The following is an 8564-nucleotide window of genomic DNA, read 5'->3' as shown; positions in this document are numbered from 1 at the left end:
CGACACGTATCCCGTGCTGAGCGCGCGCAGGCCGCTGGAGCTGATGAACGCGGCCCCGCGGACCGGCCACCGTGTGGACATCGGCGGCTGCGCCAGTCCCGTACCGCTGGAGGACCACGCGGCGGCGGCCCGGAAGGCGGCGGTGCCGGTGCTCAAGGCGCTGGGCCAGGACGACGCCAAGGTGGACGCGAGCCAGGTCATGGGCGAGCAGCGGGCGGTCAACGCCGATCCGGTGGTCGGCGGGCTGCCCACGTACGGCTGGACCACGGGCCTGATCATCGGCCGGCAGGGCGAGGTGGCCGGCGGCAGCGGCCGGCTGAAGGCACCGGTGAAGGGCGACACGTATCCCGTGCTGAGCGCGCGCAGGACGCTGGAGCTGATGAACGCGGCCCCGCGGACCGGCCACCGTGTGGACATCGGCGGCTGCGCCAGTCCCGTACCGCTGGAGGACCACGCGGAGGCGCCGTGCGGGACGGACGCCGCGGCCCCGGCCCCCGCCCAGGAGGACGCCCTCACGATCGGCAAGGCCGTGTTCGGGCTGGCCTCGCACCCCTCCGACGGGCGGCAGACGCTCGTCCCGTCCTGGCTGTTCGAGGTGCGGGCGCCGGGCGGCCAGGGCGACCCCTTCACGGTGGCGTATCCGGCCGTGGACCCGGAGTATCTGACCTCGTCGGCCCCGACCCCGGCGCCGGGCGGCTCGGGCGGCCCCCTGGTGAGGCGGGACGTGAAGGCGACCGGCTACAGCACCGAGGGCGACGAGCTGACCGTCCGCTTCGACGGCGGGGTGTGCGAGAAGTACAGGGCGTCCGTGAAGGAGGACTCCGGCCGGGTGACGGTCACGGTGACCGAGACCTCGCGGCGGGGCCAGGTCTGCATCAAGATCGCCAAGGTGTACCACGAGACCGTACGGCTGGACCGGCCGCTCGGGGACCGGAAGGTGGTCGGCACGGACGGGCGGGAGGTCCCCCGGGAGCGGCCGGGGGCGCGACTGCCGGATGCGCCGCTGCCCGCCCGCTGAGGCGGGCGGACAGGGGTGGACACACGGAAGGCGGCGGTCCCCTGAAACAGGGGCCGCCGCCTTCCGACGTCGTACCGTGCCGTGGTCGGCTGCTCAGCTGAAGGAGTCGCCGCAGGCGCAGGAGCCCGTCGCGTTCGGGTTGTCGATCGTGAAGCCCTGCTTCTCGATCGTGTCCACGAAGTCGATGGTGGCGCCGCCGAGGTAGGGGGCGCTCATCCGGTCGGTGACGACCTTGACGCCGCCGAAGTCCTTCTCCACGTCGCCGTCGAGGGAGCGCTCGTCGAAGAAGAGCTGGTAGCGCAGGCCGGAGCAGCCGCCGGGCTGGACGGCGACGCGCAGGGCGAGGTCGTCACGGCCTTCCTGGTCGAGCAGGGCCTTGACCTTGGACGCGGCGGCGTCGGTCAGGACGATGCCGTCGGTGACGGTGGTGGTCTCGTCCGATACGGACATCTACATCTCTCCCGGGTTGTACGGAGACTGCTTGCCGACGAGTGCAACCGGCGGGGCGTCGGATTCATTCCGGGCCGGACGCGTGCTTTTTCTCTTCTCCAGGCTCGTCCTCTTCATGCTCGCACACGCGCGGGAGCACGGACAGCGGCCTGTGGAGGGACGGGGACGGGGTGCGGCTCGGGGTGCCGACCTGGTGGCCCGTCCGGCGACCGGGATTCACGTCACAACGACACTATGACGATCGTCAAAGTGACATGAAGCCGCTATGATGAATAGCGTCAATTCGACGAAAAGTAGAAAGGGTGCGTGTCGTGACCACCGCCCAGACCCAGGACCTCGACGTCCAGCCGACGCCGCTCGCCCTGCTGCTGCTCGGCCGCGAGGCCGACCCGAAGAGCGAGCGCGGCGTCGAGTGCCCCGGTGACCTGCCCTCCCCGTCCGACCCGGACCTGGTGGAGCGCGCCCGCGTGGCCAAGGAGAAGCTCGGGGACAAGGTCTTCGTGCTCGGCCACCACTACCAGCGCGACGAGGTCATCCAGTTCGCCGACGTCACGGGTGACTCCTTCAAGCTGGCGCGGGACGCGGCGGCGCGCCCGGAAGCCGAGTACATCGTGTTCTGCGGTGTGCACTTCATGGCGGAGTCCGCGGACATCCTGACGACCGACGCGCAGAAGGTCGTCCTGCCGGACCTGGCGGCCGGCTGCTCCATGGCCGACATGGCCACGGCCGAGCAGGTCGCCGAGTGCTGGGACGTGCTGACCGAGGCGGGGATCGCCGAGCAGGTCGTGCCGGTGTCGTACATGAACTCCTCTGCCGACATCAAGGCCTTCACGGGTCGGCACGGCGGCACGATCTGTACGTCGTCGAACGCCAAGCGGGCCCTGGAGTGGGCCTTCCAGCAGGGCGAGAAGGTGCTGTTCCTGCCCGACCAGCACCTGGGCCGCAACACCGCGGTGCGGGACATGGGCATGTCCCTGGACGACTGCGTCGTCTACAACCCGCACCGGCCGAACGGCGGCCTGACCGCCGACGAACTGCGTGCCGCGAAGATGATCCTGTGGCGGGGCCACTGCTCGGTGCACGGCCGCTTCAGCCTGGACTCGGTGAACGACGTCCGCGAGCGCATCCCGGGGGTGAACGTCCTGGTCCACCCCGAGTGCAGGCACGAGGTGGTGGCCGCGGCGGACCATGTCGGCTCCACCGAGTACATCATCAAGGCCCTGGAGGCCGCCCCGGCCGGCTCCAAGTGGGCCATCGGCACGGAGCTGAACCTGGTCCGCCGCCTGGCGAACCGTTTCGCTCCCGAGGGCAAGGAGGTCGTCTTCCTCGACAGGACGGTCTGCTTCTGCTCCACCATGAACCGCATCGACCTCCCCCACCTGGTCTGGGCCCTGGAGTCCCTGGCCGAGGGCAACCTGGTCAACCGCATCGAGGTGGACAAGGAGACGGAGGGCTACGCGAAGCTGGCCCTGGAGCGGATGCTGGCGCTGCCGTAACGCCGACGTCGCAGCACGATGCCCCGGCCACCCCGCGGTGGCCGGGGCATCCCCCTACGCACACGAGGACGGCACCGGCCCGCGCCTTCGGGGATGCGCCGACGTTCCTGGAGATGCACTTCCTGGACATACGCCCCTGACAACCTCAGAGGCATCCGCAGCCCGCCCCAGGCGCCGCAGCATCCCCAAGCCGCCCACCCTGTTCGACCGCGACTGGGAGTGGAGCGAGCCGACCGCCTTCGCCACCAGCGAGGGCGCCGGCGAGACCGGCGGGGACGACACGATCTCAACCTGCAAGCACACGTCGCGTCCGGCCTTCGCCGTCACGCCAGAGAAGGAGTCGCTGGTCCGCTGGCCGTCTCCCCCGCCTCATCAGCGAAGGCCAAGATTCCGTATACATAGCACACGGGATAGGTGTTCGTCTTGCGGTTCGCAAAACTGTCCAATAATTCATAGCCGGCGCACAGCACGACCTCATTTCCCTCGTACGACTCCAGGTTGATCACCGCGGCCTCAAGCAGGCCGACCTCAGCAGCGAGCAAAGGGATGTTGTGGCGCCCTTGGGTCAAGGCCAGTCCGACTCGCGCGCAGAGTAACGGTATCAGGGCGGACCCACTGGCATCGGCGATCGTTTCTCTGTCCGCATCACTCAAATCGGAAATTTGAATATGGGCGTGCTCAAAAATTTCCACGAGTGCGGCCATTTCTCGAAACGTAACCGCGATCGCATCCGGAGTGGTCGGGTTCAAGGGGCCGTGAGCCTGGTCACGGTGACGTCGACGCATCGATATGCTCCTGAAAGAGCCTGTGACGGAGAGCTGAATGCCTCTTGATATCCAGCCGTGCCGCATCACGGCTGATGACACAGGAGTCAATCGGCAACCAAAGTGTAACGTGAAGCGCTTTCTCCCCGCTCACCTTCGGTCACTCTTTGCATCAACTTGCTCTGCTTTTACCATCAGAAGAATCGTTCGTCGGCCAGGAGGGACAGGCGGCTGCGCGGGTCGTCGGTGCTCAGGTAGCACGGGGCGCCCTCCGGCGTCGTCCACGGCAGCAGTCGTAGTGGCGTGCCGTCCCGTCCGTCGCGGATCATCGCGTCGCTCCTTTCGGTGGGATCCGGCCATTCCGCCGCGGGGCCGGATCTCCGGTCATTACCTTCTGTGCCGCAATCGTCGCGCTGGGGCACGAGGCGGTAACAGGAGCGCCGCGTCCCGGCGTCGGGAACGGGACGATCCGTCAGAGAGGCGAGACCGATGACGTTCAAGCCGCAGACCCTCACCCCCTACCTCTCCGCCCGCCACTACTTCGGCGCCGAGCAGCGCCGCCACCGCGAGGCCGCCAAGTTGTCGCTGCTCCAGCTCGCGGGCATCCTCAACTCCAGCAAGAGCACGCTGGCGCGCATCGAGACGGCGGAGTTGATGCCGCCACCGGACCTGCCGGACCGGCTCGACGCCGCGTTCGGCACGGACAGGCACTTCCACGGGCTGTACGAGCCGGCCAAGCGCGAGGCCCACCCGGACCAGTACCGGCGCTTCATGGACTTCGAGGCGCAGGCGGAGGTCGTCGAGAACTACGGGACGCAGGCTCTTCCAGGGTTGTTGCAGATCAGGGAGTACGCCGATGCCCAGCTCAGCCTGCGGGAGGAGTTGCTGCCGGAGCAGGTGCAGGAGCGTGTCAACGCACGGATGTCCCGGCAGGAAAGGATCCGCTCGGCCCAGCCCCCGCTGCGGTGGGCCATCATCGACGAGTCCGTGCTCCGGCGCCCCGTCGGCAGCCGGGAAGGCATGTACAAGCAACTGGCCCGGCTGCTCGAACAGATGGATACTCCGGACAGCAAGGTCCAGGTGATGCCCTTCAGTGCAGGTGCGCACTATCTGATGGGCGGCGCCCTGACCCTGCTGACCCTTCCCAACGGCTCAACCGTGGCCTACGAAGAGGGCATCGAGGTCGGTCACCTCTACGAGGACCGGGAATCGGTGAAGAAGTGGCGACGGCACTACGAAGTGCTCCGCGCCAACGCCCTCTCGCCGGCCGCCTCGGCGGAGCTGATCCGACAGGCGATGGAGGACTACAAGCCATGCGACACAGCCCTGAGCTGATCCCTGCCCGCTGGCGCCGGAGCAGTTACAGCAATGCGAACGGGGGCGAATGCGTCGAGATCGCCGAGGACCTCCCCGGTGTCGTCCCCGTCCGCGACAGCAAGACCCCCCACGGCCCCGTGCTCGTCGTCCCGTCCGCCGCCTGGGACGCGTTCGTCAACTCGCTGAAAGCATAGGAAACGGCCGGGTCTCCCAAGAGACCCGGCCGTTCTCACTGTCACACGGCGTCAGACGCCCGCGGGCTCCAGCTCCTCCGTCTTCGCCTTCGCCTCCCGCTTGGCCGCCCGCTTCTTCGCGCGGCGCTCCTTGCGGAGCTCCAGCATCGCGTAGAGCGTCGGGACCAGGAGGAGGGTCAGCAGGGTCGACGTGAGCAGGCCGCCGATCACGACCACCGCCAGGGGCTGGGCGATGAAGCCGCCCTCGCCGGTGACGCCCAGGGCCATCGGGAGCAGGGCGAAGATGGTGGCCAGGGCCGTCATGAGGATGGGGCGGAGGCGGTGGCGGCCGCCTTCCACGACCGCCTCGACGATGCCGTAGCCCCGCTCGCGGTACTGGTTGATGAGGTCGATCAGCACGATCGCGTTGGTCACCACGATGCCGATCAGCATCAGCATGCCGATCATCGCGGGGACGCCCATCGGCGTACCGGTGGCGATCAGCAGGCCGAGCGCGCCGGTCGCCGCGAACGGGATGGAGACCAGCAGGATCAGCGGCTGGGCCAGCGAGCGGAAGGTCGCCACCAGCAGCATGAAGACGATCGCGATGGCCGCCAGCATGGCCAGGCCCAGGTTCGTGAAGGCCTCGTCCTGGTCGGCGCTGACGCCCGCGATCTCGGCCTTCGCGCCCGCGGGCAGCTTCAGGGCGCTGAGCTCGGACTGCAGGGCCGCGCTGACCGCGCCGGTGTTGTCCCCGGTCGGCCTGGCCGTGATCGTGGCGGCGCGCTGGCCGTCGATCCGGGTCATCGACACCGGCCCGTCGACCAGCTTCACGGTCGCGATGTCACCCAGCTTCACCGTGCCGAGTCGCAGGTTCTTCAGCTCGTCCAGCGTCTGCGCCGGCTTCGCCGACCTGATGACGACGTTCCGCTCGGTGTCGTCCAGCATCGCCTTCGCGGCCGTGGTGCCCTTGACCGACTGGGCGACCGCCATGCCGAGGGTCTGGTCGGTGAAGCCCGCCGCTGCCGCCTTGGAGTTGGCTCGCACCGAGATGCGCGGCACGCTCTGCGAGAGGTTGCTGGTGACGTCGGTGACGTCGTCGAGGCCAGCGACCGTCTTGCGGACCTGCTCCGAGGCCCGGCGCAGTGCGTCGGCGTCGCCCGCCTTGACGATCACCTTCAGGTCCTGGGAGCCGAAGCCGTCCCCGGCGCCGACCGTGGTGGTGCCGATCCCGGACAGCTTGCCCAGGCGGTTCTCGATACGGGCGCGTACGTCGTCCATGGACGCCGAGTCCTGGAGCATCACCTGGTAGGAGGCCCGGTTGGTGTCCGTACCGCCGCCGAAGGCCGCCATGAAGCCGGAGGAGCCGATGGTGACCTGGTAGTCCTTGACGCCCTCGACGCCGGCGAGCACGTCCTCGACCTTCCGGGCCGCGGCGTCCGTGGTCGCCAGGCTGTCGCCCGGCTTCAGCTGCTGCTTGACGCTGAGGACCTTCTGGTCGCCGGGGTCGAAGAAGTTCGTCTTCAGCAGCGGGGTCATGCCGAAGGTGGCGACGAGGACGACGACCGCGATCAGCACGCTGGTCAGGCGCCGCCGGGTGGCGAAGCGCAGGACGGGGACGTAGAGGCGCTGCAGACGGCTCCTGGCCTCCTTCTCCTCGGCCAGGCGGCGGGCCTGATCGGCCTCGGCGGGCGTGCCCTTGGGGGCGCGCAGGAACCAGTACGACAGCACCGGCACGACCGTCAGCGACACCAGCAGCGAGGCCAGCAGGGCCGCGGTGACGGTGAGGCTGAAGGGGCCGAACAGCTCGCCCACCATGCCGCCGACCAGACCGATCGGCAGGAACACGGCGACCGTGGTGAGCGTGGAGGAGGTCACCGCGCCGGCCACCTCGCGCACGGCGGTCATGATGGCCGTGTGGCGCTCCTCGCCGTAGCCGAGGTGGCGCTTGATGTTCTCCAGGACCACGATCGAGTCGTCGACGACCCGGCCGATGGCGATGGTGAGCGCGCCCAGCGTCAGCATGTTCAGCGACAGGTCGCGGGTCCACAGCACGATGAGCGCGAGGACGACGGACAGCGGGATCGACACCGCGGTCACCAGGGTGGAGCGGACCGAGGCCAGGAAGACGAGGATGACGAGGACCGCGAAGAGCAGGCCGAGCGCACCCTCGCTGGTCAGTCCCTCGATGGCCTTGGCCACGGCCGGGCCCTGGTCGCTGACGACGGTGATCTTCGCGCCCGCGCCGAGGTTTTCGCGCAGGTCGGGCAGCTTGGCCTTGACCGCGTCGGAGATGGCGACCGCGCTGCCGTCGTGGTCCATGGTGACGACGACGGCCAGGCTGGGCCTGCCGTTGGTGCGGGTGAGGGAGTCGGCCTTGGCCGGCTCCTGCTGGACGGTGGCGACGTCGCCGAGGCGCACCGGCTTCTTCGCGCCGGAGCCGGAGCCGGCGCCCGCGCCCGTGCCCGTGACCATCAGGTCCTGGATTTGCCGCAGCGAGGTGAAACCGCCGCCGACCTGGACGGTGCGGTTGGCGCCGTCCTCGTCGAAGGAGCCGGCCGGGACGGTGACGCCGCCGGCCTTCAGGGCCTCGCCCAGGGCCGCGGAGGTCAGGCCGGCCGCGGCGAGCTTCCTGTCGTCGGGGGTGACGGTGACCTGCAGGTCCCGTACGCCGTTGACGGTGACCTGGCCGACGCCGTCGATGTTCTTCAGCTCCGGTACGACCGTCCTGTCCAGCTGGTCGGCCAGGGCCTGCTGGTCCTTGTCGGAGGTGACGGCGAGGACCACGGTGGGCATGTCGTCCGTGGAACCGGCGATGACCTGCGGGTCGACGTCGTTCGGGAGCAGGGCGCGGGCCCGGTTGACGGCCTGCTGGACGTCGGCGACGAGCTGCTTGGTGTTGTTGCCGTAGTCGAAGGACGCCATGATCACGGCGTTGCCCTCGCTCGCCGTGGAGGTGACGCCGGTGATGCCGTCGACGGCCTTGAGGTTGTTCTCGATGGGCTCGACGACCTGCTTCTCCACCACGTCCGGGGACGCGCCCTGGTAGGGCGCCAGCACGGACACCATGGGAAGTTCGATGGTGGGCAGCAGTTGCTGCTTGAGCTGGGGTATGGCGATCGCCCCGAAGACGAGCGCGACGATCGACATCAGCCCGATCAGGGCCCGTTGCGCGAGGCTGAATCTGGACAGCCAGGACATGGGTGAGGGTCTCGATTCTGTGAACGGCACAAGCGGCACGAGCGGCACAAGGTCATAAACGATACAAACGGCGCGGACGCACAGTGGGCGCCACCCCTACACCTTCGGGCACGGGCGGGCGGCGATCCGTAGCCCCCTGGTCCAT

Annotated in this window: 7 protein-coding genes and 1 pseudogene; 4 read left to right on the top strand and 4 right to left on the bottom strand. The window is 69.0% G+C overall.

The genetic code is table 11. The features are described from left to right. Positions 1–1018, top strand: a pseudogene (locus C1I97_RS39730) (hypothetical protein); the annotation flags it as partial. Between the two features lie 93 nt (positions 1019–1111). On the opposite strand, the gene C1I97_RS07405 reads toward C1I97_RS39730, so the two are convergent. Next, positions 1112–1468, bottom strand: a complete 357-nt coding sequence (locus C1I97_RS07405) for a HesB/IscA family protein (protein WP_111002424.1) — start codon at positions 1466–1468, stop codon at positions 1112–1114. A gap of 311 nt (positions 1469–1779) precedes the next feature. On the opposite strand from C1I97_RS07405, the gene nadA reads away from it, so the two are divergent. Continuing rightward, positions 1780–2964 carry a quinolinate synthase NadA gene (gene nadA / locus C1I97_RS07400; protein WP_111002429.1) on the top strand — a complete coding sequence of 395 codons (1185 nt, stop codon included), beginning with the start codon at positions 1780–1782 and terminating at the stop codon, positions 2962–2964. 323 nt (positions 2965–3287) lie between these two features. Here the strand turns inward: nadA and C1I97_RS07395 are convergent, their stop codons facing one another. Both C1I97_RS07395 and C1I97_RS41210 read right to left on the bottom strand, forming a co-directional pair. Further along, complete coding sequence (locus C1I97_RS07395; RefSeq protein ID WP_111002423.1) at positions 3288–3668, bottom strand: hypothetical protein; 381 nt, start codon at positions 3666–3668, stop codon at positions 3288–3290. 254 nt (positions 3669–3922) lie between these two features. Continuing rightward, positions 3923–4057, bottom strand: a complete 135-nt coding sequence (locus tag C1I97_RS41210; RefSeq protein WP_258382460.1) for a hypothetical protein — start codon at positions 4055–4057, stop codon at positions 3923–3925. Positions 4058–4217: 160 nt separating this feature from the next. Between C1I97_RS41210 and C1I97_RS07390 the strand changes: the two genes are divergently transcribed. Next, the gene (locus C1I97_RS07390; protein ID WP_111002422.1) at positions 4218–5063 is read left to right on the top strand and encodes a helix-turn-helix domain-containing protein; all 846 of its coding nucleotides are present in this window, start codon (positions 4218–4220) and stop codon (positions 5061–5063) included. After that, positions 5042–5239, top strand: coding sequence for a DUF397 domain-containing protein (locus C1I97_RS07385; RefSeq protein WP_111002421.1), 198 nt, complete (start codon positions 5042–5044; stop codon positions 5237–5239). Before C1I97_RS07390 ends, C1I97_RS07385 begins: the two co-directional genes overlap by 22 nt. Before the next feature lie 51 nt (positions 5240–5290). Here C1I97_RS07385 and C1I97_RS07380 read toward each other — a convergent pair whose 3' ends face one another. Next, positions 5291–8419: an efflux RND transporter permease subunit gene (locus C1I97_RS07380; RefSeq protein WP_111002420.1), complete on the bottom strand. Its 3129-nt coding sequence runs from the start codon at positions 8417–8419 to the stop codon at positions 5291–5293. Between the last annotated feature and the right edge of the window lie 145 nt (positions 8420–8564).

This window comes from Streptomyces sp. NTH33, from assembly GCF_003236365.1.
GTDB lineage: Bacteria > Actinomycetota > Actinomycetes > Streptomycetales > Streptomycetaceae > Streptomyces.
The sequence above is the reverse complement of the archived record's forward strand: the minus strand, read 5'-3'. Positions and strand labels throughout refer to the sequence as shown.

Excerpts from the sequence above, each read along its gene's own strand:
- C1I97_RS07385 (WP_111002421.1), top strand. The coding sequence starts at position 5,042 with ATGCGACACAGCCCTGAGCTGATCCCTGCCCGCTGGCGCCGGAGCAGT.
- C1I97_RS07405 (WP_111002424.1), bottom strand. The coding sequence starts at position 1,468 with ATGTCCGTATCGGACGAGACCACCACCGTCACCGACGGCATCGTCCTG.
- C1I97_RS41210 (WP_258382460.1), bottom strand. The coding sequence starts at position 4,057 with ATGATCCGCGACGGACGGGACGGCACGCCACTACGACTGCTGCCGTGG.
- C1I97_RS07380 (WP_111002420.1), bottom strand. The coding sequence starts at position 8,419 with ATGTCCTGGCTGTCCAGATTCAGCCTCGCGCAACGGGCCCTGATCGGG.
- C1I97_RS07390 (WP_111002422.1), top strand. The coding sequence starts at position 4,218 with ATGACGTTCAAGCCGCAGACCCTCACCCCCTACCTCTCCGCCCGCCAC.
- C1I97_RS07395 (WP_111002423.1), bottom strand. The coding sequence starts at position 3,668 with ATGGCCGCACTCGTGGAAATTTTTGAGCACGCCCATATTCAAATTTCC.